Annotated in this window: 31 protein-coding genes; 22 read left to right on the forward strand and 9 right to left on the reverse strand. The window is 73.3% G+C overall.

Annotated features, from left to right (window positions below):
- The first annotated feature begins 80 nt into the window (after positions 1 to 80).
- The 3 genes from ffh to GA0070562_RS11220 all read left to right on the forward strand — a co-directional run bounded on the left by ffh (position 81) and on the right by GA0070562_RS11220 (position 3,380).
- Entirely contained in the window at positions 81 to 1,634 is a 1,554-nt protein-coding gene (gene ffh, locus GA0070562_RS11210) for a signal recognition particle protein (RefSeq protein ID WP_091419559.1), read from the forward strand.
- A 66-nt stretch (positions 1,635 to 1,700) separates the two neighbouring features.
- A complete protein-coding gene (locus GA0070562_RS11215) occupies positions 1,701 to 2,282 on the forward strand; it encodes a Uma2 family endonuclease (RefSeq protein ID WP_091419562.1) in 582 nt (193 codons plus the stop codon).
- Between the two features lie 18 nt (positions 2,283 to 2,300).
- Positions 2,301 to 3,380, forward strand: a complete 1,080-nt coding sequence (locus GA0070562_RS11220) for an amidohydrolase family protein (RefSeq protein ID WP_091419565.1) — start codon at positions 2,301 to 2,303, stop codon at positions 3,378 to 3,380.
- Between the two features lie 22 nt (positions 3,381 to 3,402).
- On the opposite strand, the gene GA0070562_RS11225 is transcribed toward GA0070562_RS11220, so the two are convergent.
- Together GA0070562_RS11225 and GA0070562_RS11230 are read right to left on the reverse strand one after the other, a co-directional pair.
- Positions 3,403 to 3,996 (reverse strand): TetR/AcrR family transcriptional regulator, encoded by a 594-nt coding sequence (locus tag GA0070562_RS11225; RefSeq protein ID WP_091419567.1) that lies wholly within the window; start codon positions 3,994 to 3,996, stop codon positions 3,403 to 3,405.
- A gap of 25 nt (positions 3,997 to 4,021) precedes the next feature.
- Positions 4,022 to 4,552, reverse strand: a complete 531-nt coding sequence (locus tag GA0070562_RS11230; RefSeq protein WP_091419570.1) for a hypothetical protein — start codon at positions 4,550 to 4,552, stop codon at positions 4,022 to 4,024.
- 69 nt (positions 4,553 to 4,621) lie between these two features.
- Here GA0070562_RS11230 and proS point away from each other — a divergent pair, with 69 nt between their 5' ends.
- The 12 genes from proS to GA0070562_RS11290 all read left to right on the forward strand — a co-directional run bounded on the left by proS (position 4,622) and on the right by GA0070562_RS11290 (position 12,927).
- Positions 4,622 to 6,028, forward strand: coding sequence for a proline--tRNA ligase (gene proS / locus GA0070562_RS11235; RefSeq protein WP_091419573.1), 1,407 nt, complete (start codon positions 4,622 to 4,624; stop codon positions 6,026 to 6,028).
- Between the two features lies 1 nt (position 6,029).
- Complete coding sequence (locus GA0070562_RS11240) at positions 6,030 to 6,698, forward strand: ribonuclease FAU-1 family protein (protein ID WP_091419575.1); 669 nt, start codon at positions 6,030 to 6,032, stop codon at positions 6,696 to 6,698.
- Positions 6,699 to 6,940: 242 nt separating this feature from the next.
- On the forward strand, positions 6,941 to 7,402 hold the full coding sequence (gene rpsP / locus GA0070562_RS11245) for a 30S ribosomal protein S16 (RefSeq protein WP_091419578.1): 462 nt from the start codon (positions 6,941 to 6,943) through the stop codon (positions 7,400 to 7,402).
- On the forward strand, positions 7,377 to 7,637 hold the full coding sequence (locus GA0070562_RS11250; RefSeq protein ID WP_030500803.1) for an RNA-binding protein: 261 nt from the start codon (positions 7,377 to 7,379) through the stop codon (positions 7,635 to 7,637). Before rpsP ends, GA0070562_RS11250 begins: the two co-directional genes overlap by 26 nt.
- Positions 7,637 to 8,176, forward strand: a complete 540-nt coding sequence (rimM, locus tag GA0070562_RS11255; RefSeq protein WP_091419580.1) for a ribosome maturation factor RimM — start codon at positions 7,637 to 7,639, stop codon at positions 8,174 to 8,176. Before GA0070562_RS11250 ends, rimM begins: the two co-directional genes overlap by 1 nt.
- 27 nt (positions 8,177 to 8,203) lie before the next feature.
- The gene (gene trmD, locus GA0070562_RS11260) at positions 8,204 to 8,992 is read left to right on the forward strand and encodes a tRNA (guanosine(37)-N1)-methyltransferase TrmD (protein ID WP_091419583.1); all 789 of its coding nucleotides are present in this window, start codon (positions 8,204 to 8,206) and stop codon (positions 8,990 to 8,992) included.
- A gap of 143 nt (positions 8,993 to 9,135) precedes the next feature.
- Entirely contained in the window at positions 9,136 to 9,495 is a 360-nt protein-coding gene (gene rplS, locus GA0070562_RS11265) for a 50S ribosomal protein L19 (protein ID WP_091419585.1), read from the forward strand.
- 168 nt (positions 9,496 to 9,663) lie between these two features.
- Positions 9,664 to 10,545, forward strand: coding sequence for a signal peptidase I (lepB, locus tag GA0070562_RS11270; RefSeq protein ID WP_091419588.1), 882 nt, complete (start codon positions 9,664 to 9,666; stop codon positions 10,543 to 10,545).
- Entirely contained in the window at positions 10,542 to 11,174 is a 633-nt protein-coding gene (gene lepB, locus GA0070562_RS11275) for a signal peptidase I (RefSeq protein ID WP_091419591.1), read from the forward strand. The genes lepB (GA0070562_RS11270) and lepB (GA0070562_RS11275) overlap by 4 nt, the downstream gene beginning before the upstream one ends.
- Positions 11,175 to 11,264: 90 nt before the next feature.
- Positions 11,265 to 11,732 (forward strand): NUDIX hydrolase, encoded by a 468-nt coding sequence (locus GA0070562_RS11280; protein ID WP_091419594.1) that lies wholly within the window; start codon positions 11,265 to 11,267, stop codon positions 11,730 to 11,732.
- Complete coding sequence (locus GA0070562_RS11285; protein ID WP_091419597.1) at positions 11,726 to 12,607, forward strand: ribonuclease HII; 882 nt, start codon at positions 11,726 to 11,728, stop codon at positions 12,605 to 12,607. The genes GA0070562_RS11280 and GA0070562_RS11285 overlap by 7 nt, the downstream gene beginning before the upstream one ends.
- A complete protein-coding gene (locus tag GA0070562_RS11290; RefSeq protein WP_011905215.1) occupies positions 12,604 to 12,927 on the forward strand; it encodes a DUF2469 domain-containing protein in 324 nt (107 codons plus the stop codon). The genes GA0070562_RS11285 and GA0070562_RS11290 overlap by 4 nt, the downstream gene beginning before the upstream one ends.
- A gap of 25 nt (positions 12,928 to 12,952) precedes the next feature.
- Here GA0070562_RS11290 and GA0070562_RS11295 read toward each other — a convergent pair whose 3' ends face one another.
- Both GA0070562_RS11295 and GA0070562_RS11300 read right to left on the reverse strand, forming a co-directional pair.
- A complete protein-coding gene (locus GA0070562_RS11295) occupies positions 12,953 to 14,059 on the reverse strand; it encodes a sulfite oxidase (protein WP_091419599.1) in 1,107 nt (368 codons plus the stop codon).
- A complete protein-coding gene (locus tag GA0070562_RS11300; RefSeq protein ID WP_091419602.1) occupies positions 14,056 to 14,715 on the reverse strand; it encodes a methyltransferase in 660 nt (219 codons plus the stop codon). The genes GA0070562_RS11295 and GA0070562_RS11300 overlap by 4 nt, the downstream gene beginning before the upstream one ends.
- A gap of 131 nt (positions 14,716 to 14,846) precedes the next feature.
- On the opposite strand from GA0070562_RS11300, the gene GA0070562_RS11305 reads away from it, so the two are divergent.
- Positions 14,847 to 15,524 carry a murein hydrolase activator EnvC family protein gene (locus GA0070562_RS11305; RefSeq protein WP_372443360.1) on the forward strand — a complete coding sequence of 226 codons (678 nt, stop codon included), beginning with the start codon at positions 14,847 to 14,849 and terminating at the stop codon, positions 15,522 to 15,524.
- Between the two features lie 36 nt (positions 15,525 to 15,560).
- Here the strand turns inward: GA0070562_RS11305 and GA0070562_RS11310 are convergent, their stop codons facing one another.
- Positions 15,561 to 16,742 (reverse strand): aminotransferase class V-fold PLP-dependent enzyme, encoded by a 1,182-nt coding sequence (locus GA0070562_RS11310; protein ID WP_091419603.1) that lies wholly within the window; start codon positions 16,740 to 16,742, stop codon positions 15,561 to 15,563.
- Between the two features lie 88 nt (positions 16,743 to 16,830).
- Complete coding sequence (locus GA0070562_RS11315) at positions 16,831 to 17,811, reverse strand: tyrosine recombinase XerC (protein WP_175438721.1); 981 nt, start codon at positions 17,809 to 17,811, stop codon at positions 16,831 to 16,833.
- Between the two features lie 426 nt (positions 17,812 to 18,237).
- Between GA0070562_RS11315 and GA0070562_RS11320 the strand changes: the two genes are divergently transcribed.
- Positions 18,238 to 18,579, forward strand: a complete 342-nt coding sequence (locus GA0070562_RS11320) for a hypothetical protein (protein WP_091419607.1) — start codon at positions 18,238 to 18,240, stop codon at positions 18,577 to 18,579.
- A gap of 5 nt (positions 18,580 to 18,584) precedes the next feature.
- On the opposite strand, the gene GA0070562_RS11325 is transcribed toward GA0070562_RS11320, so the two are convergent.
- The 3 genes from GA0070562_RS11325 to GA0070562_RS11335 are packed head-to-tail and all read right to left on the reverse strand — an operon-like array spanning position 18,585 to position 21,641.
- Positions 18,585 to 19,850: a DNA-processing protein DprA gene (locus GA0070562_RS11325; protein WP_393353188.1), complete on the reverse strand. Its 1,266-nt coding sequence runs from the start codon at positions 19,848 to 19,850 to the stop codon at positions 18,585 to 18,587.
- Complete coding sequence (locus GA0070562_RS11330) at positions 19,760 to 21,280, reverse strand: YifB family Mg chelatase-like AAA ATPase (RefSeq protein ID WP_091419610.1); 1,521 nt, start codon at positions 21,278 to 21,280, stop codon at positions 19,760 to 19,762. Before GA0070562_RS11330 ends, GA0070562_RS11325 begins: the two co-directional genes overlap by 91 nt.
- A gap of 1 nt (position 21,281) precedes the next feature.
- Positions 21,282 to 21,641, reverse strand: a complete 360-nt coding sequence (locus GA0070562_RS11335; protein ID WP_091420226.1) for a YraN family protein — start codon at positions 21,639 to 21,641, stop codon at positions 21,282 to 21,284.
- 131 nt (positions 21,642 to 21,772) lie between these two features.
- Here GA0070562_RS11335 and GA0070562_RS11340 point away from each other — a divergent pair, with 131 nt between their 5' ends.
- The 5 genes from GA0070562_RS11340 (at position 21,773) to tsf (ending at position 25,965) form a co-directional block, all read left to right on the forward strand.
- On the forward strand, positions 21,773 to 22,108 hold the full coding sequence (locus tag GA0070562_RS11340) for a hypothetical protein (protein ID WP_208577178.1): 336 nt from the start codon (positions 21,773 to 21,775) through the stop codon (positions 22,106 to 22,108).
- Complete coding sequence (locus GA0070562_RS11345) at positions 22,105 to 22,638, forward strand: hypothetical protein (RefSeq protein ID WP_091419612.1); 534 nt, start codon at positions 22,105 to 22,107, stop codon at positions 22,636 to 22,638. Before GA0070562_RS11340 ends, GA0070562_RS11345 begins: the two co-directional genes overlap by 4 nt.
- A gap of 100 nt (positions 22,639 to 22,738) precedes the next feature.
- On the forward strand, positions 22,739 to 23,806 hold the full coding sequence (locus tag GA0070562_RS11350; RefSeq protein ID WP_225853211.1) for a hypothetical protein: 1,068 nt from the start codon (positions 22,739 to 22,741) through the stop codon (positions 23,804 to 23,806).
- 256 nt (positions 23,807 to 24,062) lie between these two features.
- Positions 24,063 to 24,980: a 30S ribosomal protein S2 gene (gene rpsB / locus GA0070562_RS11355; protein ID WP_091419615.1), complete on the forward strand. Its 918-nt coding sequence runs from the start codon at positions 24,063 to 24,065 to the stop codon at positions 24,978 to 24,980.
- 127 nt (positions 24,981 to 25,107) lie between these two features.
- A complete protein-coding gene (gene tsf, locus GA0070562_RS11360; protein WP_091419617.1) occupies positions 25,108 to 25,965 on the forward strand; it encodes a translation elongation factor Ts in 858 nt (285 codons plus the stop codon).
- Positions 25,966 to 26,047: the final 82 nt, after the last annotated feature.

Genomic DNA, 26,047 nt, shown 5'->3' on the forward strand with positions numbered 1-26,047 from the left:
GCGGCGGGCTACCCTAACGGTGGGCTGGACCACCGGCCCGGCAGCATGTGCCCGCCGAAAACGACAAACGGGATGTTCGCGTGTTTGACACCTTGAGTGACCGCCTGTCCGGGATCTTCACCAAGCTCCGCGGCAAGGGCCGGCTCACCGACGCCGACATCGACGCCACCGCGCGCGAGATCCGGATGGCGTTGCTGGAGGCCGACGTCGCCCTGCCGGTGGTCAAGGGCTTCATCGCGAACGTCAAGGAGCGGGCGCGGAGCGCCGAGGTCTCCCAGGCGCTCAACCCGGCGCAGCAGATCGTCAAGATCGTCAACGAGGAGCTGATCAACGTCCTCGGCGGCGAGGGGCGGCGGCTCCAGTTCGCCAAGAACCCGCCGACGGTGATCATGCTGGCCGGCCTCCAGGGCTCCGGCAAGACGACGCTCGCCGGCAAGCTGGCCCGCTGGCTCAAGAGCCAGGGCCACCAGCCGCTGCTCGTCGCCGCCGACCTCCAGCGTCCCAACGCCGTCGGGCAGCTCCAGGTGCTCGGTGGCCGGGCCGGCGTCGAGGTGTACGCCCCGGCGCCCGGCAACGGCGTCGGCGACCCGGTGCAGGTGGCCCGCGACTCGATCGAGCACGCCCGCCGCGCCGCCCGGGACATCGTCATCGTCGACACCGCCGGCCGGCTCGGTATCGACACCGAGATGATGCAGCAGGCCGCGAACATCCGCGACGCGGTCCAGCCCGACGAGGTCATCTTCGTCATCGACGCGATGGTCGGTCAGGACGCCGTGCGCACCGCCGAGGCGTTCCGCGACGGCGTGGGCATCACCGGCGTGGTGCTGTCCAAGCTCGACGGCGACGCCCGCGGTGGCGCCGCGCTCTCCGTCCGCCAGGTCACCGGCCAGCCGATCCTGTTCGCCTCCACCGGCGAGAAGCTGGAGGACTTCGACGTCTTCCACCCCGACCGGATGGCCAGCCGGATCCTCGGCATGGGCGACGTCCTCACCCTGATCGAGCAGGCCGAGGCGGCCTTCGACTCCGATCAGAAGGAGAAGATGACCGCCAAGCTGATGGGCGGGGAGACCTTCACGCTGGAGGACTTCCTCGATCAGCTCATCGCGGTCCGGCGGATGGGTCCGATCGCCAACGTGCTGGCCATGATGCCGGGCATGGGGCAGATGAAGGACCAGCTCGCCGAGCTGGACGACAAGCACTTCGACCGGGTCACCGCGATCATCCGGTCGATGACCCCGGCCGAGCGCACCAACCCGAAGATCATCAACGGCTCCCGCCGGGCCCGGATCGCGGGCGGCTCCGGCGTCACCGTCATGGACGTCAACCAGCTGCTCAACCGCTTCGCCGACGCGCAGAAGATGATGAAGCAGATGGGCGGCATGATGGGCCTGCCCGGCGGCGGCCGGCGCAAGGCGACCAAGTCGCCGAAGAACAAGCGCAAGGGCACCAAGGGTGGCGGGCGGCCGCGTACCGGCGCCGGGATGCCGGGCGGCTTCCCGGGCGGCATGCCGCAGCTCCCGCCGGGCCTGGACCCGGGTGACCTGGCCGGTGGGCAGGGCCTGCCGCCGGGCTTCAAGCTCCCGAAGATCGACTTCAACAAGCTGGGCAAGGGCGGCGACAAGGGCCCGCGCTAGCGTGTCGGTGACGGTGGGCGACATCGCTGTCTCTCAGGGTGATGTCGCCCCTGGAAGGAGATGTCAATGACCGCGGCCCCGATCCTGCCGGAGCGGCAGGAGTGGACGGTGGACGACCTGGGCGAGCTGCCCAAGGACCTTCCGTACGAACTGATCAACGGAAGGTTGATCGTGCCGTCGCCTACCGCCCTGCACCAGGATCTGTGTGTCCGTCTCCTGCTCGCGCTTGAGGTCAACTGCCCGCCGGAGTTCCTGGTGAGCATCGACCTGTCCATGCGGGTCGACCGCCGCAACGAGCCGCGCCCGGACGTGGTGGTGATCCGGCGCAAGCACGCCGCCCGGTCGCCGGTCCCGGTCGAGGACGCGCTGCTCGCCGTCGAGGTCGTCTCGCCGACGTCGCACTTCCGCGACCTGTACGACAAGGCGAAGGTCTACGCCCGCTCCGGGGTCCGCTCCTACTGGGTGGTGGATCCGCAGCACGAGCGGATCGCACTCACCGAGTACACGCTCGACGGCGCCGCCCGCGAGTACGAGCAACTGGCACACACCGAGGACCTGTTCGTCACCGAGCGGCCCTGGAAGGTCTCGGTCGATCTGCCGGCGCTGACCGCGCGCCGCAACGACCTGCTCGCCGGCGAGGAGGACTGATCGGGTAGGACTGTGCACATGGCTCTGCACGTGCGCGGTGTGTTCCTTCCCGACGACGAGGTCCGGGACGTCTGGCTGGTCGGCGACCGGGTCACCTTCGAACCGGTGCCCGGCGCCGAGACGGTGGCCGACGGCGGCTTCGTCCTTCCCGGCCTGACCGACGCGCACTGCCACATCGGCATCGCCCGCGGCGGCAGCCCGATCACCTCGCTCGACCAGGCCCGGGAGCTGGCCCGGATCGACCGGGACGCGGGCGTGCTGGCGATCCGCGACGCCGGTTCGCCGTACCCGTACCCCGAACTGGAGGACGAGCCGGACCTGCCGCGACTGGCCCGCGCGGGCCGGCACGTCGCGCCGCCCAAGCGCTACCTGCGCGACATCGGCGTGGAGGTCGGGGCGGCGGAGGTGGCTGAGACCGTCGCCGCGCAGGCCGCGGCCGGCAACGGCTGGGTCAAGCTGGTCGGCGACTGGATCGATCGCGGTGTGGGCGACCTGGCACCGGCCTGGGACGAGGACACCATGACCGCGGCGGTCGCCGCAGCGCACGCGGCCGGGGTACGCGCGGCGGTGCACACGTTCTCCGAGTCGGCCGTGGAGATCATGGTGCGGGCCGGGGTGGACTCGGTGGAGCACGGCACCGGGCTGAGCCTCGACCTGATCGACCTGATGGCCCGGCAGGGCACCGCGCTCGTCCCTACGATGATCAACATCAAGACCTTCGGCCACATCGCGGAGCAGGCCCGGCCCAAGTTTCCCGGGTACGCCGACCACATGCTCGCGCTGCGCGACCGCTTCCCCGAGGTGGTGCGCGCCGCGCACGAGGCGGGCGTGCCGATCTACGTCGGCACCGACGCCGGTGGCGGCATCGACCACGGGCTCGCGGCCGAGGAGATGCTCCTGCTGCACGAGCAGGCCGGGATGTCCGCGTTCGACGTGCTCGCCGCCGCCTCCTGGCGGGCCCGCGAGTGGCTCGGCTTCCCCGGCCTGGTCGAGGGCGGCCTCGCCGACCTGGTGGTCTACCCCGAGGATCCGCGCCGTGACCTGCGCGTGGTCCGGGCGCCCAGCCGGATCGTGCTGCGCGGCCGGGTCGTCCGCTGACCGGCCGTCGTCGGCAGCCGGCCTAGCGCGTCGTCGCCGCCGTCAGGAACAGGCGCACGGCCAGGGCGGCCAGCCGGTCGGCGGTCTCGTCGACCGGGCCGCCCGGCAGCACGATGTGGCTCACCACCAGGCGTACGACGCTGTCCGCCGCGAACGCCAGCGCCGCCGGATCGGCGTCGGGCAGGCGTTCACCGGTCCACTCCAGCAGCGCCGCCGCGGCCTCGGCGAGCACCAGCTCGGACCGGGTGGTCAGGTACGGCAGCAACTCCTCCGAGCCGCCCCGGGTGCTGGTCAGCACCGCCCGGACCAGCGGGTTCTCGGCCGCCGAGGCGAGGGTGCGGTGGATCGCGGCGTACGCGGCCGCGCGTACGTCCGAGTCGTGTTCGTCGAGCGCGGACCGGACCTGGCCGACGAACCGGTCCACCTCGTGCCGGGCCAGCGCCTCGCCCAGGCCCGCCTTGGTGCCGAACTCGTTGTAGACCGTCTGCCGGCTCACTCCGGCCGCGCTCGCGACGGCGCCCATCCGGAGCCGGGCCCAGCCGGTCGTGACGGTCAGCGAGCGGGCGGCGTCGACGATCGACTCGCGCACCGGTGTGACGTTCCTCGGCTTAGGCATGGTGATCGAAGTCTACGGGCGCTCGTCAGCGCACCTCGAGTTCGTACTCCGCCTCGACCCGGAACGTTCCGCCGTCGTGGCCGCCGAAGGTCAGGTGGTGCGTCCCCCGCGCGGGTGGCGGCACCAGACCCCACAGGCCCCAGCAGGAGACGTGCACCGGCCACGGCCACGCGGTGACGACGTTGTTGAAGAACCCCCGTACCGGGAACGAGGCGGGGGAGCCCGCCGGCCGTACCGGCACCGTGACCCCGTCCAGTTCGGCGTGCCCGCCGGCGTCGGACATCGGCGCGACCGGGCCGTCCCGGCGGCCGACCCGCCAGCAGCAGATCGCCGGGAAGAACAGGGGGCGACCCGCCGGTACCACGCAACGCCGGGCGACCCCGCCGCCCTGCGTGCCGGCGAGGAACCACACGTCGTCGGGCTGGTGGCGCCCGCCGTGCCGGCCGGTCGTGTCCTTGAGCGGGTTGACCGGCTGGCGGTGGGCGGCCACCCAGGCCACCCATCGGGCGGCGAGCGGGGCCAGCGCCGGCGCCGGGTCGGGGCTGGGGGAGAGCATGACGGCAGATGGTAGTGCGGGCGCGCCCGGCTGCGGCGACCCGTCACGGGACGCATAGGATGTGCGGTCATGGCACGCGTGCTCACTCCCCGTGCGGAGGACTTTCCCCGCTGGTACCAGGACCTGATCGCCAAGGCGAAGCTGGCCGACAACGGCCCGGTCCGGGGGACCATGGTGATCCGACCGGCCGGCTACGCCATCTGGGAGCGGATGCAGGCCGAGATGGACGCCCGGATCAAGGCGGCCGGCGCGGAGAACGCGTACTTCCCGCTGTTCATCCCGGAGAGCTACCTCAAGCGGGAGGCCGAGCACGTCGAGGGCTTCTCGCCCGAGCTGGCAGTGGTCACCCACGGTGGCGGCAAGCAGCTCGCCGAGCCGGTGGTGGTCCGCCCCACGAGCGAGACGGTCATCGGCGAGTTCATGGCCAAGTGGATCGACTCGTACCGCGACCTGCCGCTGCTGCTCAACCAGTGGGCCAACGTGGTCCGGTGGGAGCTGCGCCCGCGGATCTTCCTGCGGACCAGCGAGTTCCTCTGGCAGGAGGGGCACACCGCGCACGCCACCCGGTCCGACGCCCGGGCCTACGCCCGGCGGATCCTGCACGAGGCGTACGAGGACCTGATGGTCAACGTGCTCGGCATCCCGGTGGTGGTCGGCCTGAAGACCGCCCGGGAGCGCTTCGCCGGCGCCACCGCCACGTACACGTGCGAGGGCATGATGGGCGACGGCAAGGCGCTCCAGCTGGGCACCAGCCACGAGCTGGGCCAGAACTTCGCCAAGGCGTTCGACATCAGCTACTCCTCGGCCGAGGGCGGCCGGGAGCACGCGTGGACCACCTCCTGGGGCACCTCCACCCGGATGCTCGGCGGCCTGATCATGTGCCACGGCGACGACAACGGGCTGCGGGTGCCGCCGAAGCTGGCGCCCGTCCAGGCGTACGTGATGATCGTCAAGGACGGCGAGGGTGTCGGCGAGGCGGCACAGAAGCTCTGTGACGCGCTGCGCGACGCCGGGGTCCGGGTGGCGCTGGACGACCGGACCGACACCGCGTTCGGTCGCCGTGCCGTCGACGCCGAGCTGCGCGGCTACCCGGTGCGCGTCGAGGTCGGCCCGCGTGACCTGGCCGCCGGCAACGCCGTGGTGGTCCGGCGTACGGACGGCTCGAAGGCCCCGACGCCCGTCGCCGACGTGGTCGGCGCGGTACTGGCCGCGCTGGAGGCAGACCAGCGGGCGCTGCACGACCAGGCGCTGGAGTTCCGCCGGTCCCGCACCGTCGAGGTGTCGACGCTGGCCGAGGCGATCGAGGCGTCCGCCACCGGCTGGGCGCGGGTGCCCTGGTCGGCGGTCGGCGTCGAGGGCGAGGCCGAGGCGAACGGCCAGGGCGTGACGGTCCGCTGCCTGGTGCGCGCCGACGGCTCGGTGCCGGACTCGGAGGACGAGCCCGAACTGGTGGCGATCCTCGCCCGCGCGTACTGAGGTGCGGCCCGGCGATCCTTCCGGCCGGTTCGCGCCGGGCCGGCTGATCCTGCACCGGAACGTGCGGCACGGCCGGATCGGCTGGGTCCGGTCGGCCCGCGTGGTCTCCGACGACGAGCGCGGCCTGCTGCTCTGGGTGGCGCGGACAGCGCCCGTCGCCCATGAGGTGACGGCCGCCGGCCTGGGCATGCGGGCCGTGCCGTTCGCCGAGTGGGTGACGTCGTCCTACCGGCTCGCGCAGGGGCTGTGGAACGGGCCGCCGGTGCTGAAGTTCCTGCCCACGGGCGCGGCCCACTCGGTCTGGTGGTTCCGCGACGCGGCGGGCCGCTTCAAGAACTGGTACGTCAACCTGGAGGAGCCCGGCGTCCGCTGGGACGACGGCGCGGTGGCCGGCGTCGACATGGTCGACCAGGATCTCGACGTGGTGGTGTACCCGGACCTGAGCTGGGAGTGGAAGGACGAGGACGAGTTCGCCGAGCGGCTGGCGTTCCCGGAGCACTACTGGGTGGCCGACGAGAAGGCGGTACGCGCCGAGGGCGAGCGGGTGATCCGGATCGCCGAGGCGGGCGAGTTCCCGTTCGACGGCACCTGGTGCGACTTCGTCCCACCTGCGGAATGGGACGTACCGGACGAACTCCCCCCGGGCTGGGACCGCCCGCCGGTGCGCTGAACCGGTGTCCTCCGTCACGGCCCGACCCGCCCCGGGCGTGATGTCCGGGTCCGGTGTGAGAGTTCCGGGCCGCATCTGGCAGAATGGACCGCTGGTATCCGGCGCGCGTCCGGCGCCCTCTAACCCGGGCGCGTCGCCAGTTCACCGAGCAGTCTCCGGCCCAAACCCCACTGTGCCGGTCGGCGCTCACCCGCCACACCGCCCGTACGGGCCGGTGAGATCGCAACAGGAGCGAAACAACTGTGGCCGTAAAGATCCGGCTCCTGCGGATGGGCAAGATCCGCAACCCGCAGTACCGCATCGTCATCGCCGACTCGCGCACCAAGCGTGACGGTCGCGCGATCGAGTTCGTCGGTGTGTACCAGCCGAAGGAAGACCCTTCGGTGATCGAGGTCAAGTCGGAGCGGGTCCAGTACTGGCTGTCGGTCGGCGCTCAGCCGAGCGAGGCCGTGCAGCGCCTGCTGGAGCTGACCGGTGACTGGCAGAAGTTCAAGGGCCTGCCGGCCCCGCCGCCGCTGAAGGTCGCCCCCGAGCGGGCCGACCGCAAGGCGGCGTACGAGGCCGAGGCGAAGGCCGCCGCCGGCGTGGCGGACACCCCGGCCAAGCCGGCCAAGAAGGCCGCGAAGCCGGAGGCCGCCAAGCCGGAGGCCGAGGCGCCGAAGGCCGAGGAGCAGACCGGTGCCGAGTCCGGCGAGCAGGCCTGACATGGCGCTGCGTCCCGCCCTGGAGCACCTGGTCAAGGGGATCGTCGACCACCCGGACGACGTCCGGGTGCGCATGGTCGACTCGCGTCGGGGCAAGCGCCTCGAAGTCCGCGTGCACCCCGAGGACCTCGGCACGGTGATCGGGCGGTCCGGCCGGACCGCCAAGGCGCTGCGCCAGGTGATCGGCTCCATCGGCGGGCGTGGGGTACGCGTCGACATCGTCGACTCGTACTGATGCTTCTCGTCGTAGGCCGGATCGGTAAGCCGCACGGCATCCGCGGTGAGGTCACCGTGGAGGTGCGTACCGACGAGCCCGAAGCACGGTTCGCCCCCGGTTCGGTGTTGACCACCGAGCCGGGGGTCACCCCGTCGGAGCCCGGCGCCTGGCGGGTGCCGCCGACGCTCACCGTCGAGTCGGCCCGCTGGCACCAGGGGCGCCTGCTCGTCGTCTTCGAGGGCGTACTGGGCCGGGACGTCGCCGAGGCGCTGCGCAACACGCTGCTCGGCGTGGACAGCGCCGACGTCGCCCCGCCGGAGGACCCGGAGGAGTTCCACGACCACCAGCTGGTCGGGCTCACCGTGGTCACCCGGGACGGGGAGCACGTGGGCGAGGTCACCCGCATCGACCACGCGCCCGCGTCCGACATGCTGGTGCTGCGGCGCCCCGAGGGGCGTGCCGCGCTGGTCCCGTTCGTCAAGGCGATCGTGCCCGAGGTGGATCTGGCCGGCGGTCGCGTCGTCGTCGACCTGCCCGGCGGCCTGCTCGACCTCTAGCTCTCGACCTCCGGCTGGAGCCACCGCATGCGCGTCGACATCGTGTCGATCTTCCCCGAGTACTTCGCCCCGCTCGACCTGTCGCTCATCGGCAAGGCCCGGGCGAACGGCACGCTGCGGCTGGCCGTACACGATCTGCGGACCTGGACCCACGACGTGCACCGCACCGTCGACGACACGCCCTACGGCGGCGGTCCGGGCATGGTCATGCGTCCGGAGCCGTGGGGTGAGGCGCTGGACGCGCTGGCGCCCGGTGAGCTGAGCCCGGACGGGCACACGCTGCCCCGGCTGCTCGTGCCGTCGCCCGCGGGCGTCCCGTTCACCCAGGCCCTGGCGCACGAGCTGGCCGCCGAGTCGCACCTGCTGTTCGCCTGCGGCCGGTACGAGGGCATCGACCAGCGGGTGCTGGACCACGCCGCGACCCGGATGCCGGTGACCGAGGTCTCCCTCGGCGACTACGTGCTGTTCGGCGGCGAGGTGGCCGTGCTGGTGATCCTCGAGGCGGTCACCCGGCTGCTGCCCGGTGTGCTCGGCAACGCCGGGTCGCTGGACGAGGAGTCGCACGCGCACGGGCTGCTGGAGGCCCCCCTCTACACCAAGCCGGCGAGCTGGCGCGGGCTGGACGTGCCCGAGGTGCTGCGCTCCGGCGACCACGCCCGGATCGACCGCTGGCGGCGGGACGAGTCGCTGCTGCGGACCGCCGCCCGGCGCCCCGACATGATCGGCGCGCTGAACCCGGAGACGCTCGACAAGCGGGACCGGGCGACGCTGGACCGGGGCGGATTTTCCTCGCCACCGGGGCATGTGGCAAAGTAGAGGGGTTGCCGCATCCGTCCACGCCGTGGGCGGTTGCGAGGACCCTCGACCGGGGCCGGCCTCGCCGGTCACCACCCGGGGGTCAGAATCACCCGTTCGCGCATCGACTGACGATGCGCCGTGAGCCTCACGAGGACGCAGCGATGAACATCCTGGACGCCCTTGACGCCCAGTCGAAGCGTACCGACCTGCCCGACTTCCGTGCCGGTGACACCGTCAAGGTGCACGCGCGAGTCGTCGAGGGCGCCCGGTCCCGGGTCCAGATCTTCCAGGGCGTCGTCATCCGCCGCCAGGGTGACGGTCTGCGCGAGACCTTCTCGGTCCGCAAGGTCAGCTTCGGCGTCGGCGTGGAGCGGACCTACCCGCTCAACGGCCCCGGCATCGACCGGATCGAGGTCGTGACCCGCGGTGACGTGCGTCGCGCCAAGCTCTACTACCTGCGCGAGCTGCGGGGCAAGAAGGCCAAGATCAAGGAGCTGCGGGAGAAGCAGCCGGCGAACTGATTCTCGTTCGCCACGCCGCCCGAGCTGCGCGGATGTCGTATCGACCAGATCGCACTACCCTGGTCGGTACGGGCGCAGCCGGACGGTGCGAAACGGTCCACTACCGCCCGTGGGGTCTCCGAGGGGACTCCCGGGCGGTAGTGTCGTTTCCGCGGACCGGAGAGTGGCATGGTGCAGATGGTTGACGAGGACGGTGCCGTCGATCCCTGGCGCCGGCGGGCCCGCCGTGGCCGCCGCCAGATGCCGCTCTGGCAGGAGTTGCCGCTGCTGCTGATCGTGGCGTTCTGCCTCGCCGTGCTGATCCGTACGTTCCTGCTCCAGGCGTTCTTCATCCCCTCCGGGTCGATGGAGAACACGCTGCTCGTCGGCGACCGGGTGCTCGTCAACAAGGTCGTCTACGACGTCCGCGACCCGGTCCGCGGCGAGGTCGTGGTGTTCCGGGGCACCGACCGTTGGGTCGCCCAGGAGGCGCCCGCGCCGCCGGCCAACTTCGCCGGCCGGGTCGGCCGTACGCTCGGCGACCTGGTGGGCGTCAGCCGCCCCGGCGAGAAGGACTTCATCAAGCGCGTCATCGGCGTGCCCGGCGACAAGATCTGGTGCTGCGACGACGGCCGGGTGGTGGTCAACGGGGTGCCGCTGGACGAGCAGGCGTACGTTTCCGAGGACTCCCCGGTCGAGCTGCCGCCCAATCCCAAGGAGTGCCGGTCCCGGCAGTTCACCGAGGTGGTGGTGCCGCCGGGGCAGATCTTCGTGATGGGTGACCACCGGCTGGTCTCGCAGGACGCCCGATGTCAGGGGCCGGTGCCGATCGAGAACGTGGTCGGCCGCGCCTTCATGATCGTCTGGCCGTCGCAGCGGTGGACCAGTCTGCCCGTACCGGAGACGTTCACCAGCGTGCCCCGCGCGGATGCCGCGCCCGCGGGGCCGGTGCCGGTGGATCCCGACCCGGTCGGCGGCGTCGTCCTGATCCTCCCGGTCGCGGCGACGCTCACCGTTCTGGCGGGTTCGGGGCGACCGCGCCGTACCCGGCGACGTAGGCTCCTCCCGTGATCGACGAGCAGACCGAGAAGCCCCGCAGCTCCTTCTGGAAGGAGCTGCCCATCCTCCTGGGCGTGGCGATCCTGGTCGCGGTGCTGGTGCGTGCCTTCGTGCTGCAGACCTTCTTCATCCCGTCGCCGTCCATGGAGAACACCCTCAAGATCGACGATCGGGTGCTTGTCAACAAGCTGGTCTACGACTTCCGCTCGCCGCACCGGGGCGAGGTGATCGTCTTCAAGGCGCCCACCGAGTGGAGCGGCAACCCCGACGGCGAGGACTTCATCAAGCGGGTGATCGGCGTCGGCGGCGATCACGTGGTCTGCTGCGACCGCACCGGTGGTCAGGAGCGGCTGGTCATCAACGGCAAGCCGATCGACGAGCCGTTCATCTTCCCCGGCAACAAGCCCGCCGACCAGGACTTCGACGTCACGGTGCCGAAGGGGCGCCTGTGGGTCATGGGTGACCACCGGGAGGCGTCCGGCGACTCGCTGGAGCACTGGCAGCAGTCGGGCGAGGACATCGACGTCGCCACCATCCCCGAGGGCGAGGTCGTCGGCCGGGCCTTCACCATCTTCTGGCCGGTCAGCCGCGCGACCTGGCTCAGCGTCCCCGAGCAGTTCGACGGGATCCCCAATCCCTGAGCAGGCCCGCGCCACGCGCCGGCACGCCGGTCCCGCCTCGGCGGCGGGACGGCGTGGTCGTTCGTCGCAGGCGTCTGGCAGGCTGGTGCGGTGACCGTCTACACCCCTCGTCGCGCGGCCCGGGTGCTGCTGGTCGACGCGTCCGACCGGGTGCTGCTCTTCCAGGGCAGTGATCCGGCCCGGCCGGGTCACCGCTACTGGTTCACCCCCGGCGGCGGGCTCGACCCGGGGGAGTCCCCGGCCGACGGCGCCGCCCGGGAGCTGGCCGAGGAGACCGGCCTGCGGCTGGCTCCGGCCGAGCTGGGCGCGCCGGTCTGGTCGGAGACCGTCGAGTTCCCGTTCGACGGCGTCTGGTACCGCCAGGATCAGCAGTTCTACCTGGTCCGGGTGACGGGCTGGGAGGTCGACACGGCCGGCTTCAACGACGTCGAACGGGCGAGCGTGCACGGGCACCGCTGGTGGCCGGTCGCCGAGCTGGCCGCCTCCGCGGAGCGCTACTACCCGCCGGACCTGCCCGGCCGGCTCGGCGCCGTGCTGACGGGAGGCGGCGCATGCTGACCCCGCCGCGCACCGTGGTGCGCCGCGACGGGGGCCTCTACGCGCTGGAGCGGGCCCTGCAACGGCGCGGCTTCCGGCACGTGGCGGGCGCCGACGAGGCCGGTCGAGGCGCCTGCGCCGGGCCGCTCGTGGCCGCCGCCGCGATCCTGCCCGAGGGCCGGCGCGGCGAGATCGACGAGCTGGCCGACTCGAAGCTGCTCACCCCCGCAGCCCGCGAGCGTGTCTACGACGAGGTGGTGGCACGGGCGCTGGCGTACGCCGTGGTGGTCATCCCGGCCGAGGAGGTGGACGCCCGCGGGCTGCACGTGTGCAACCTCGCCGCGATGCGCCGGGCGCTCGCCTCGCTCACCACCCGCCCGGAGTACGTGCTGACCGACGGCTTCGGCGTCGACGGGCTGGACGTGCCGGGCCTGGCGGTCTGGAAGGGCGACCGGGTGGCCGCATGTGTGGCGGCGGCGAGCGTGCTGGCCAAGGTCACCCGGGACCGGATCATGGTGGAACTGGACGGGCGGTTCCCCGGCTACGGCTTCGCCGAGCACAAGGGCTACATCACCGCCGAGCACAGCGCCGCCCTGCGCACGCTCGGGCCCTGCCGGGAACACCGCTTCTCGTACGTGAACGTGGCCACCGTCTCCGGACGGGACGGTCGGCCTCCCCGCGCCCGCCGCCCGGCGGGCGACGGCGCCGGTACGGCGCCACCCGAGCCCGCGGCCGGGCTGCCGGGTCTCGGGCCCGGCGCGTTCGCCGGCCGCCCGGACGAGCCGATGGGGCACTGCGGCGCGTCAGGGGGTACCGTCGGCGTGGCGTTGGGCGAGCAGCCGCGACCTCCGGCGCCGGTGGGGGAAGATGTGGTCATGGAAGGCGGAGTGCGATGAGCGCGGAAGATCTCGAAAAGTACGAGACCGAGATGGAGCTGCAGCTCTACCGGGAGTACCGGGACATCGTCCGCCAGTTCTCCTACGTGGTGGAGACCGAGCGCCGTTTCTACCTGGCCAACCAGGTCGACCTGCACGTGCGCAACTCCGACGGCGAGGTCTACTTCGAGGTCGAGATGCACGACGCCTGGGTGTGGGACATGTACCGCCCTGCCCGTTTCGTCAAGAATGTTCGAGTGATGACGTTCAAGGACGTCAATGTGGAAGAGCTCGAAAAGCCCGACATCTCGCTTCCTGCAGATTCCGGATTCGGGAGCTGACCACAGGCGGCTGACCGCCCCCGGATCACTCCGCCGGCACGACCACCTCGACCCGCTGCACCAGGTTGTTCGCGAACCCGCCCCGGTTCCACGGCTGCTCGACCGGCTGGGTACGCCCCGACGCGTCGGTCGCCCGGGCGCCGAGCACGTGCCGCCCCGGCGTCGCCGTCCAGCTCACCGACCATCCGCGCCACGCCCACTCGCCCCCGGCCGGCTCGTCCAGGACCGCGGGCGTCCACGTCCCGCCGCCGTCCACCGTCACCTCGACCGAGGTCACCGGCGCGTGGCCGGACCAGGCGCGGCCGTCCAGAGTGCACGGTCCCGGACGCAGCACCCGGGTGCGGGACATGAAGTCCGGGAACCCGGGCGGACGCACCAGCGCACGCGGCTCGATCCGGGTCACCGGTACGCCCGGGTCGTCGGCGTCGCGCCGCAGCCGGTAAGCCACCGCGTTCTGGTAGCCGTCGAACGGCTCGGTCGTCACAGTGATGTCGCGCAGCCACTTCACGTGCGCCATGCCGTACCAGCCGGGCACGATCAGGCGCAGCGGCGCGCCGTGCTGCGGCAGCAGCGGAGCGCCGTTCATCTCGTACGCCAGGAGCACCTCCTCGCGCAGCGCGTCGGCAATCGGCAGCGCCCGCTGGTAGTCCTGCTCGACGCCGCGCTCCACCCCGTGGTCCGCGCCGGTGAACACCACGTCCACCGCGTCGCCGGACAGGCCGGCCTCGCGCAGCAGCGGGGCCAGCGGCGTACCGGTCCACTCGGCGTTGCCCACGGCCTCCACCAGCCAGGGCTGGCTGACCGGACGGGGGTGCAGCAGCGCCCGGCCGTTACCAGCGCACTCCAACGTGACCCGGTGGGTCACCCGGGGCCGGTCGCGCAGCGCCGCCAGGTCCAGCCGCAGTGGACGCTCGACCGCGCCGGACACGTTCAGTGCGTACGCGGCCGGGTCGACGTCCGGGATGTCGTAGTGGATGAGCAGGTAGTGCAGGCCCGCCGGGGTCACGTCGTACCGCAACGCCTCCAGCGGGATGCCGTGGTTGCGCGCGGCGAGCTGAAGCTCCTCGGCGCTGATCGCCTCGTCCGGCCCGGCCACCCGGGAGGGCCGGCTGACGTCGTCCACAGTGGTCATGGCTGCTCCGTCCGCTCCAGCACGTCGTAGCCCACGAACTCGAACATCCGCGCGCCCGGTGCCAGCGGGCGGGGCGTGCCGGTGAAGCGGTGCGCGCCGACGCCCACACCGTCGGCCGGGCTGTTCACCGCGACCGGCTCGAAGCCCTCCTCGGCGAACCACTCGCAGATGACCGGCACCAGGTCCGGCTCGCGCCGGTGCCGCGTCCACAGCACCGTGCCGCCGGTGGCGCAGAGCGAGGCACAGTGCCGCACCGTGGCCCGGATGTCGTCGTCGCCGATGTTGCCGAAGACGCCGCACACCAGCACCAGATCCGCCGGGGCCAGGTCGGCGTACCGGTCGGTCAGCGAGGCGTCCCCGGTCACCACCTCCACGCCGGTGAGCCCCGCGTCGGCGGCGGCGCGGCGTGCCAGGTCGGCGTTGCGCGGATCCAGTTCGACCAGGCGGGCGGTCACGTCGCCGCCCCGGGCATGGGCGGCCAGCACCGGGATCAGGTCGCGGCCCTGACCCGCGCAGAGACTCAGCGCGCGCAGCGGACCGGGCGGCGCCGCGTCCAGCGCGTCGGCGACGCGCTGCCGCACCTCGGCGAGTCGCCGGGCCAGTGCGGACTCGGGCTGGTCGTAGTCGCTGTGCCAGGCGTACCAGTCCTTCGTCACCCGGCCAGCATAGGCGTCCGGGCCGTAGCAGATCGGCCCCGATTTCGGCGCTCGTCCACAGCCGGTGCGTTGTCCACAGCGGGGTCGTGCGGGGTTCGCGGGACGGTGCTCGGGTCGGCAGGGTGTCCGGCGTGCGTTCCTCCATCTCTCACGCCGGCCGGGCCGTGCTGCCGGTGTTGGTCCTCGTCGCCTGCCTGCCGGGCGCCTCCGCGCCGCCCCGGGCGGCGCTGTCGTCCTCGGCCGGGCCGCTGTCGTCCTGGGCCGGCGCCTCTTCGTTCGTGGTCGGGCCGTTCTCCGGTTCTGCGGCGGGTGTCCCGGCAGCCGGTGACCCGATGGCGGGTGTCTCGGGGGCGGGACTTCGGGCTGCGCCCCGTGGGCGGTTCCGGTGGCCGCTGCCGGGTGCGCCCCGGGTGGTGCGGCGGTTCGACCCGCCGCCGCAGCCCTGGCTGTCCGGGCACCGGGGCGTCGACCTCGCCGCCGAGCGCGGTGCGCCGGTGCTGGCGGCCGGCGCCGGGATCATCCTGTTCGCCGGCACCGTCGCCGGCCGGCCGGTGCTGACCCTCGGCCACTCCGACGGGCTGCGCACCACCTACGAACCGGTCCGCGCCCGGCTCCCCGCCGGTACCCCTGTGGACGCCGGCACGCCGGTCGGCGACCTGCTCGCCGGGCATCCCGGCTGTGCCGGGGTGGCCTGCCTGCACTGGGGGCTGCGACGCGACGCGGAATACCTCGATCCGCTGGCCCTGCTCGGTCTCGGCCGCGTGCGGTTGCTGCCGCTGCACCCCGTCTCCGCCGACCTCACCGGGTGACCGGCGACGGCACCGGTGAGCGGCGGGCGCGCGGGCTCAGCCCTGGGCGAGCAGCGTGGGCAGCCGGACGGCCAGCCGGTCGTACTCGTCGGGGGTGTTGTAGACCTGGCCGCACAGCCGCAGATAACCGCGCCCGTTCCAGCCTGCGATCGAGACCTCGGCAGAGAGCCGGTCGGCGATCCGGGCCCGAAGCTCCCGGGCCGCGTCCAGCGTCGTCGCGACACCGGGCGGCAGCGGCACGAGCCGCATGGCGACCGCCGGCCCGCCGGGCTCCGGCAGCCGCTCGGGCGCCACACCGAGCGCGTCCCCGACGACCCGTTGCCCGTACGCCGCCAGCGCCGCGTTGTGCGCGCGTACCCGGTCCACTCCGAGGCTGCGCAACGTGAACAGGCCCACCGGGGCGGCCAGCCAGCCGGTGTAGTCGAGTGTCGCCTGCCACTCCACCCGGACCGGGAAGCCGCTGTCCTGTTCCCATGAGACGACGAGCGGCTGGATGCGCTCCCGCCACGGCGGCGCGACCACGAGCGCGGCGGTGCCGCGCGGCGCGTACGCCCACTTGTGCAGGTTGCCGACCCAGAAGTCGGCGCCGACGGACGCGACGGTGGCCGGCAGCATCCCCGGCGCGTGGGCGGCGTCCACCAGCACCGGCACGCCCCGCTCCCGGGCCACCGCGACGATCGCCGCGGTGGGGAACAGCCGGGCGGTCGGCGAGGTGAGCTGGTCGACGATCAGCAGCTTGGTACGCCCGGGGCGCAGCCCGTCGCGGACGATCTCGACCACCTCCTCGTCGGTGGCGGTCAGCGGCACCGGCAGGGTGCGGGACACCGCTCCGGTGCGGGCGCACTCCCGGGCGACCGACAGCGCCACCGCGCCGTATCCGTGGTCGGTGGTCACGATCTCGTCGCCGGGGCGCAGCGCCAGCGACTGCAACACCACGGCCGCCCCCGCGGTGGCGTTGCCGACGAGCGTGGTGCCGTCCGGGTCGGCGCCGAGGAACGCGGCCAGGTGCCGCCGGGCGTGGGCGATCCGGTCGACCAGGCCCTGCGTGAAGAACCGCAGCGGGTTGGCCTCCATCTCGTCGCGCAGGCGCTGCTGGGCGCGTTGCACGGCGATCGGTACGGCGCCGAACGAGCCGTGGTTGAGATGACTGACGGAGGGATCGAGGGAGAAGAGCAGCCGAGCCCCGGGAATCGGCTCGGGTGGCTGCGGCACCGTCATCCGTCGATCCTAGCCCGAGATGGATCATGCGCTGGCCGGATTCCGCACGCTGACCGTTCCACCGACGCTGCCTGTGCGCTCCCGGCGGTCAGGCGCGGGGGTGCGCCTGCCGGTACGCGGCCCGGAGCCGCTCCACCGAGACGTGCGTGTAGATCTGGGTGCTGGCGAGCGACGAGTGCCCCAGCAACTCCTGCACGGCGCGCAGGTCGGCGCCTCCTTCGAGCAGGTGTGTCGCGGCCGAGTGGCGCAGTCCGTGCGGCGTCACCCGCGGCACCCCGGCGGCCTCGGTCCAGCCGGCCACGATCCGTCGCGCGGTGGTCGGGTTGAGCCGCCGGCCCCGCGCCCCGAGCAGCAGCGCCCGTTCCGAGCCCGGGGTCAGCAGGGCGGGCCGGCCGTCGCGCAGCCAGGCGTCCAGCGCCCGCTGGGCCGGCACTCCGTAGGGCACCGACCGCTCCCGCCCGCCCTTACCCAGCACGCGTACCACCCGGCGGTCCTGGTCGACGTCGGTGACGTCCAGGCCGCACGCCTCGCTGATGCGTACCCCGGTGCCGTAGAGCAGTTCCAGCAGCAGCCGGTCGCGCAGCAGCACCGCGTCGGGCGGGCCGTCGCCGGCCGGCTCGGCGGCCGTTCCGCGGTCGCGTCCGAGCCCGGCGCCGCCGGGGTGGACCGTCGAGCGGTCGGCCTCGGGTGGACCTGGCGACGGGGCCTCCATCAGGGCAGCGGCCTGGTCGGCGCGCAGCACGGTGGGCAGGTCCCGCCGGGCCCGAGGGCTGGCCAGCGGCGCGGCCACGTCGTCGGCGAGCAGGCCGGTCCGGTGCGCCCAGGCGCTGAACGTCCGGGCCGCGGCGGCGCGCCGTGCCATCGTCGTCCGGGCCGCCCCCATGGTCCGCTGCTTCGCCAGCCAGCTACGCACCACGGCGAGGTCCAGCTCCGACAGTTCGGCGCAGCCCATCCGGACGGCGTGGTCCAGGAGCGACACGAGATCCGTGACGTACGCCCGGACGGTGTGGACGGAGCGGTTGCGGACCCGCGACAGGTGGTCGGCGAAGTCGTCGACCGCCTCGCGCATGGACGCGGGCAGTTCCTCGTGCGCGTCCCGGGTGCCGCGCCGCCGCTGACTCACCGCGGCACCCGGTCCGGGCGCACGCGGTCGCGGCGGCGGATGCGGACGGCGATCACCGCCCCAGCGTAAGGCTGGAGCACCGCCGTTCGCCGTGCCGGCGCGGCCGTCGCTCCGTCGTCGCGGTGTCGGCCGTCGCCCGTCGGGTGTGCCATCCGGCACGTCGCCCGCCTCCTTCCGGCGTGGGATGCGTGCCGACGCGCTGATCGGGGGGTGGCAGAAGCCGGTCTGGACAGGGGAAACTCATGCTGCGGCACGCTCCGGTGCGGCGACCGGCGGGCAGCGTGGCCGAGCCGGCCCTGACGGAGGGTCGATCCGGCCGCGATCAGGCGAACGCGTCCCGTGACGGTGACGCCGGTACGAGGAGGGCCGAGAGTGGGAGTGGACGCCGTCCTCTACCGGCAGATTTCGGCGGGCAATGGCCGTCACCGGCCCGCGTACGTCTCGATCGAGGTCGTGGCGGACCCCCAGGACGTGTTGCTCGACCTGCTCAAGCGTGTCCGTGGCGGTGGCCGGACCCCGCTGCTGGACCGTGTCGATCCGCTCGGCGAGCTGACCGTGGGCACCGAACGGATGCCGCAGCTCCTCGGCGAGCTGCGATGCCTGGCCGAGGTGGTCGGGGCGCCGGTCGAGATCGACCACGTCCACCGGCTGGCCCGGCTCGCCCGCCGGTGTGCGGAGCGCAGCGACGCCGAGATCCGGTTCGAGGGCGACTGACGCGCTCACGTGCGTGCGGCCGGCTGCGGCGCGAGCGCGTAGCCAGCGTCGCCGCGTACCACCATCCCCAGTTCCTCCAGCATGGACAGCTTGCGCATGGCGGTCCGCAGGTCCACGCCCGCGCGCGCCGCGACGCTCTCCAGGTCGAGCGCTCGGCGGCGGGGCAGCGCCTCCAGCACCTGCGTCGCCTCCTCGTCGAGCCGGTCCCGGGGGCGCTCGGGCGCCCGGGCGGGCGGGGCCAGGTCGTACCCGATGCGCCCCACCTCCTCCAGCACATGTGCGACGTTCGTGACCAACCGTGCCTCCGGCCGCTCCCGCAGCACCTCGTGCCCACCGACGGACATGGCGGAGGTCACCGGCCCGGGGACCACCATCGCCGGGCGGCGCAGGCCGAGCGCCCGGTTGAGCGTCTGGGTGGCGCCGCTGCGGGCGGCGGCCTCGACGAGCACCGTGCCGCTCGTCGCCGCCGCGATCACCCGGTTGCGGATGAGGAACCGTGGCCGCAGCGGCTCCGCGCCCGGAATCCATTCGCTCACCAGCAGACCGGTCTCGGCGATCCGGTCGAACAGCGCGGCGTTGCCCATCGGGTACGGGCGGTCCACCCCGCAGGCCAGCACGGCCACGGTGCGCCCGCCCGCCGTCAACGCCCCGCGATGTGCGGCGGCGTCGATGCCGAACGCTCCACCGGACACCACTGTCCACTCCCGGTCGGCCAGGCCGTACCCCAACTCGGTGGCGATGTGCGCGCCGTAGGGGGTGGCCGCCCGGGCGCCGACGACCGCCACCGAGCGCGCCAGCGCCTCGCCGAGCGGCCACGCTCCGCGTACCCAGAAGCAGAGCGGCGGGTCGGTCTCCACGTCGACCCGCCGGGTGGCCCCGGACAGCGCCAGCCGGCGCAGGTCGCCGACCTGAGTGGGCCATTCGTCGTCCTCGGGGGTGACCAGCCGGGCCCCGAGCCGTTCGCCGCGGGCCAGCGCCTCCGCGGCGATCGCCCGGGCGTCGCCGGAGACGCCGCGCGCCGCGACGGCCGACCGGAGTGTCCGTTCCGGGGCCTCGCCGGACAGCAACAGGTCGAGCGTGGCGACCGGGCCGATCCGCTCGACCAGGGCGTACACCGACCGGGTGCCGGGCTCGGCGAGCCAGGTGAGCGCGACCCGCGCCAGCCGGCGATCGTCGGCGCTCACGCGACCTCCCCGGTCCTGAGCTGGATGGCCTCCGCAACGTCGTCGTGGCCGGGCCGGTCCCGCCCGTCCAGGTCGGCGATGGTCCAGGCGAGACGGAGTACGCGGTCGTAGCCGCGCGCGGACAGCGAACCGGTGTCGAGTCGGCGGCGCAGATCCGTGGTGACCCGGGCGGACAGGTGCCACGGCGGCCGGCGCAGGTACGGGCCGGGTACGTCGGCGTTCACCCGGTGCCCGGTGGCCGCCCAGCGATCGGCGGCGGCGTGCCGCGCGGCGACGACCCGGGCGGCGACGGTGGCCGAGGACTCGTGGGCGGCGTCGGTGCTCAGCAGCTCCGCCGCGCGTACCGCCTTCAGCTGGACCTGCACGTCCACCCGGTCGAGCAGCGGGCCCGACAACCGTCCCAGGTAGCGTCGCCGGGCCAGCGGCGGGCACTCGCAGTCGACGTCACCGGAGGGTTTCGCGCACGGGCAGGGATTGGCTGCCAGCACCAGTTGGGTGCGGGCCGGGTACTCGGTGGCGCCCCGGGTGCGCGCCACCCGCACCCGGCCGCTCTCCAGCGGCTGCCGCAACGCCTCCAGCGCGCCCTTGCCGAACTCGGGCGCCTCGTCCAGGAACAGGACCCCGCGGTGGGCGAGCGACACCGCGCCGGGCCGGGCCAGCCCGGAGCCGCCTCCGACGAGCGCGGGCACCGTGGCCGTGTGGTGCGGCGCCTGGAACGGGGGACGGCGCAGCAGCCCGCCGCCGGGCGGCAGCAGGCCGGCGATCGAGTGCAGCGCGGTGACCTCCAGGGCGGCCTCGTCGTCCAGTGCGGGCAGGATCGACGGCAGTCGCTCGGCGAGCATGGTCTTGCCGGCGCCGGGCGGACCGAACAGGGCGAGGTGGTGGCCCCCGGCGGCGGCGATCTCCAGGGCGCGCCGCCCGAGCGGTTGCCCTGCCACGTCGACGAGGTCGGGCCCGGCCGGGCCGTCGGCCGGGACGTGGGCGGGTGGGGCGAGCAGTGGACTGCCGTCGCGGACGTGGGCGACGAGCCGGTGCAGCGTGTCGACCGCGTGCACCCGTACGCCGGGGATGACTGCGGCCTCGGCGGCGTTGCCGGCGGGCACGACGACGCGGGTGTGCCCGGCGCGGGCGGCGGCGGCGACCATGGGCAGCGTGCCGCGGACGGGGCGTACCGCGCCGTCGAGGCCGAGTTCGCCGAGCACGACCGTGGCGTCCAGGGCGACCGGCGGCAGCTCACCCGAGCCGGCCAGGACGGCGAGCGCGATGGCGAGGTCGAACGCCGAGCCGTACTTGGGCAGGGTGGCGGGGAGCAGGTTGAGCGTGATGCGGCGGTTGGGCCATTTCTGGCCGGAGTTGACGATCGCGGCGCGGACCCGGTCGCGCGCCTCGTGCAGCGCGGTGTCCGGCAGGCCGGAGATGATCACGGCGGGCAGGCCGGGAGCCAGGTCGGCCTCGACCTCGACGAGATGCCCGGCGACTCCGGCCAGGCCGACGCTCAGCACTTTCGCGTACCCCATGTCAGAACGCGCCGCGGAGGTGCTCGACGCGGGCGGGGCCGGTGACCGGGAGCCGGACGGAGAGCACGTCGAAGCGGACCTCGGCGGCGGTGGTGCCGGTCTCGGCGAGCCAGCGCGCGGCCAGGCCGCGCAGCCGGCGGGCCTTGGCGTGCACGACGGCCTCGGCGGGGGAGCCGAACTGCTCGCCACGGCGGGTCTTGACCTCGCAGATGGCGAGGACCGGACCCTCCCAGGCGATGATGTCGATCTCGCCCTCGGGGCAGCGCCAGTTGCGGGCGACCGGGCGCAGGCCCGTCTCGATCAGGTGCCGTAGCGCGCACCGCTCGCCGTACGCTCCGACGGCTCGGTTCCGGTTCGTCATGCCGGCCAGGATGCGACCGGCGGCCGCGATCAGGGGCGCCGTGAAGGGCCGCCCTGTGGACAAGGTGCCGCCTGTGGACGGAACGACGATCATGAGCCCGATCGGCTACGGAGCGGCCATGCGGAGGCATGATGAGCCGACGCGACCGCGAAGGGAACGCCGTGACGGCTCGGAACACGTCCATCGACGCTTCGACCTGCGGCATCTGTGGGCAGCTGCAGGATGCCCGCCATGACCGCGACGGACACGGCGCCGGCCGGAGAGTCGAATACGTCGTGGTCGGTACGCGGGGCGGGATCGCGGAGTTCCGCGAGGCGGACGCCGGATCCAGGCTTCGGAAGACGGATGCGGCCGTGCTCGCCCTGAATCTGGGTGTCGAGGAGTCCGGCCTCCCGGGCCGGCGATTCAGCTGCCTGGTGGTGCCCGACGAGTACGGGGTCACCAGAAGTGACTTCAGACTCGCATGAATCAGTACGTCGAGCGGCTCGCGCGGATGGTGCCGCCTCCCGCCCGGCTGAGCGCGCCGCCGAACTGGCCGGCGGTGGAGCGCTCGCTCGGCTTCGCGCTCCCCGGCGACTACAAGGATCTCGTCGACCGGTACGGCCCGGGTAGGTTCGACGACTTCCTGGCGGTGCTCGCGCCCGGTCATCCGGTGCCGCGGCTGGACCTCTCGCGCGGTGTCGCCGAGGCCGCCGACACGGTGCGCGCGTACGCGTCGAGCGGTGAGGCGCTACCCGCGCCGGTCGACAATCTGACGGCGGTCGCACTGACCGACAACGGGGACACGGTCTACTGGCTGCGCGAGCCGGGCAGCGCGCCGGACCGGTGGCGGGTGACCGTGAACGGGGCCAGGGACTTCGGCGAGTGGCACCTGTTCGACGGTTGCCTGGCTCACTTCCTGGTCGCCGTGCTGAACCGCGAGTGGGTGGTGCCCGCTTTCGCCGACGACTTCCCGTACCCGGACGTCGCACCGACGTTCACGCCGTACGGCTACTGACCGTGTCCCGTCGGCGACCCGGCGATATCGGCGCTGACCTGGGCCGATCCCCGGGTGACCCGAATGGCGCGGCTGGTGCGTGTCGCATACCGTGCCGGTCGTGGACGGACGACGGAGCTATTCCGAGGATGAGCAGGGGTCGCGATGGGGCGACCGGGGATACGAGTCGGACTGGCGCGCCGCGGGCGAGCCCCGCTACCGCGACGACGACTACGGCACGCCCGAGCAGCGCGCCGGTGAGAACCGGTACGCCGAGCCGGGCCGGTACTCTTCCGCCGATCCGCTGGTGGACGACACGAGCAGCTGGCGGTCGCAGCGGCCGGATGACCCGGAGGTCTCCGGTGAGCTGCCCGGGTCGCGCGCCGGCCGTCGCGCGGCTCGCGAGTCGGCGGCCCGTGGTGCGGACGACCCGCTCGGCGCGGTGTCCCGCAGCGGCGTCGACGCGCTCGGCACCGCCGCGCACGGGAACCCGCTGTCGAGTTCGCTCGGTACGCCGGCGACCGCCCCGCTGACCGGCGCGGCCCCGGCCGGCACCGACCCGTACGGCCTCATCGCCCACGGCAGCGACCCGGCCGGCGGCCCTGGCGTCGACGCCCGGAGCGCTGTCGGCGGCGTCGACAAGCCACGGCTCAGCCCGATCGGCGGCTACCCGGTCGTCGAGGCGGCACCGGGAACCACGGGCCCGGACGGAGGAGCCGAACCGACCGCCGCGGCGCGGCTGAACCCCGGTGAGGCCACCCCGCTGCGGATCGGTGAGCGTCCGGGTGGCCCGGCCCAGCCGATGGCGACCCCGAACCCGCTGGAGATGCCGACCGGTCCGATGCCCGCGGTGCTGCCGCGTCCGGACGGGCCGCCGCCCGGTGACGGCGTCTACCGGACCCGGCGTCCCGCGCTGGCGGTGCTGCTGGCGGTGATGGTGCTGGTGCTGGAGGTGCCGGCGGTGCGGGTGTTGCTGCACGGCCTGTTCGGCGACCCGGTGTCGACGTCGCACGTCGTGGTGGGCATTTTCCTGGTGGTCGGGCTGCCGATCTTCGGCACCGGCCTGTACGGGCTGCGTACCGGCGGGCTGGCGCTCGCCGACGGCAGCCGGGGCTGGCTGCGCCCGCCGACGGCGTACCTGACCGTCGGCCTGGTGCTCTTCCTCGCCGCCGCCCTCGCCGCCGGCTGACCGCGGGCCGCAGTCCGCACACCACGGGCGTGCTCCGCACCCGGGGGTCGTGCAGCGGAGAGGGCGCGTACACTGGTCGACTGGCGACCGCCTCGCGCGGTCGACCTCGCGTGCCCTCTCCACGGTCTCCTCCGTGGGGCGACGGCCTCCCTGGTCCCGGTCTGACTTACCGGGCCCACCCTGGCCGGCGACCGGGCGCCAGGCGTCCGGCCGCCGGCCGGACGGACAACCAGGGACAACGTAGGAGTAACCCACCATGGCCGTCGTGACCATGCGTCAGCTGCTGGAAAGCGGTGTGCACTTCGGGCACCAGACCCGGCGCTGGAACCCGAAGATGAAGCGCTTCATCTTCACCGAGCGCAACGGTATCTACATCATCGACCTGCGCCAGACGCTCGACTACATCGAGAAGGCGTACGAGTTCGTGCGCACCACCGTCGCGGGCGGCGGCAGCATCCTGTTCGTCGGCACCAAGAAGCAGGCCCAGGAGGCCATCGCCGAGCAGGCGACCCGGGTCGGCCAGCCGTACGTCAACCACCGCTGGCTCGGTGGCATGCTGACCAACTTCCAGACCGTGTACAAGCGGCTGCAGCGGATGAAGGAGCTGGAGGCCCTGGGTGACCTGAGCGGCACCGCCGCCGGTTACACCAAGAAGGAGACGCTCCAGCTCTCCCGCGAGAAGATCAAGCTCACCAAGACCCTCGGTGGTCTGCGGGACATGCAGAAGCTCCCCGCCGCGGTGTGGATCGTCGACACCAAGAAGGAGCACATCGCCGTCGACGAGGCTCGCAAGCTGGGCATCCCGGTGATCGCGGTGCTCGACACCAACTGCGACCCGGACGAGGTCGACTTCCCGATCCCGGGCAACGACGACGCCATCCGCTCGGCCGAGCTGCTGACCAGGGTCGTCGCCGCCGCCGTCGCCGACGGTCTGATCGCCCGCTCCGGCCGTAACCGGGGCGCGGACGAGAAGCCCGAGGCCGGCCAGGTCGGCGCCGACGAGCCGCTGGCCGAGTGGGAGCGCGAGCTGCTCGAGGAGCCGAAGAAGGCCGACGAGCAGCCGGCGACCGCCGCTGCCGAGCAGCCGGCGACCGCCGCCACGGAGCAGCCCGCGCCCGCCGCCGAGCAGCCCGCGCCCGCCGCCGAGCAGCCGGCGACCGCCGCCGCGGAGTGATCTCGCCGTCGCGTCCCCACCGTCGGCGATTCCCGGCGGTGGGGCGCGACGGGTACGCCGGGCAGAACCGGCCCGGAATCGGGTAACCAGCACCCCAGACCACCTCACTGACACCGAAGAGAGAGTCATGTCCAACTTCACCGCCGCGGACGTCAAGAAGCTCCGCGACCTCACCGGCGCCGGCATGATGGACTCCAAGAAGGCGCTGACCGAGGCCGAGGGCGACTTCGACAAGGCCGTCGAGATCCTGCGCGTCAAGGGCGCCAAGGACGTCGGCAAGCGGGCCGGGCGCACCGCCGCCAACGGCCTCATCGCCCACTCCGGTCAGGCGCTGCTCGAGCTCAACTGCGAGACCGACTTCGTCGCCAAGAACGACGCCTTCATCGCGCTGGCCCAGCAGCTCGTCGAGCACGGCGTGGCCAGCGGCGCCACCAACGCCGAGGAGCTGCTCGCCAGCAGCATCGACGGCAAGAGCGTGGCCGACCTGATCCAGGAGCAGTCCGCCAAGATCGGCGAGAAGCTGGTGCTCAACCGCTTCGCCAAGCTGGACGGCACCACCGCGGTCTACATGCACCGCAAGAGCCAGGACCTGCCCCCGGCGGTCGGCGTGCTGGTCGAGTTCACCGGCACCGCCGGCGCGAGCGCCGGCCAGTCGGTGGCGGACGACGAGGCCGCTGCCTCGGATGCGCGCGCCGTGGCGATGCAGATCGCCGCGATGCGGCCGAAGTACCTGACCCGTGACGAGGTGCCGGCCGAGACCGTCGAGTCCGAGCGGCGCATCGCCGAGCAGACCGCCCGCGAGGAGAACAAGCCCGCGGCGGCGCTGCCGAAGATCGTCGAGGGCCGGGTCAACGCCTTCTTCAAGGACTTCGTCCTGCTGGAGCAGGCGTCGGTCGCCGACAACAAGAAGACCGTCAAGCAGGTGCTGGCCGACGCCGGCATCGAGGTGACCCGCTTCCTGCGGTTCGAGGTCGGCCAGGCCTGAGCCGCCGCACCGGGCCGTCCGGCCCGGGCACAGGGGAGAACGTCGACGAGGAGGCCGCCGGTGTACGCGACAGGCACCGCGG

The sequence above is a fragment of the Micromonospora tulbaghiae genome, from assembly GCF_900091605.1.
Classification (GTDB): domain Bacteria; phylum Actinomycetota; class Actinomycetes; order Mycobacteriales; family Micromonosporaceae; genus Micromonospora; species Micromonospora tulbaghiae.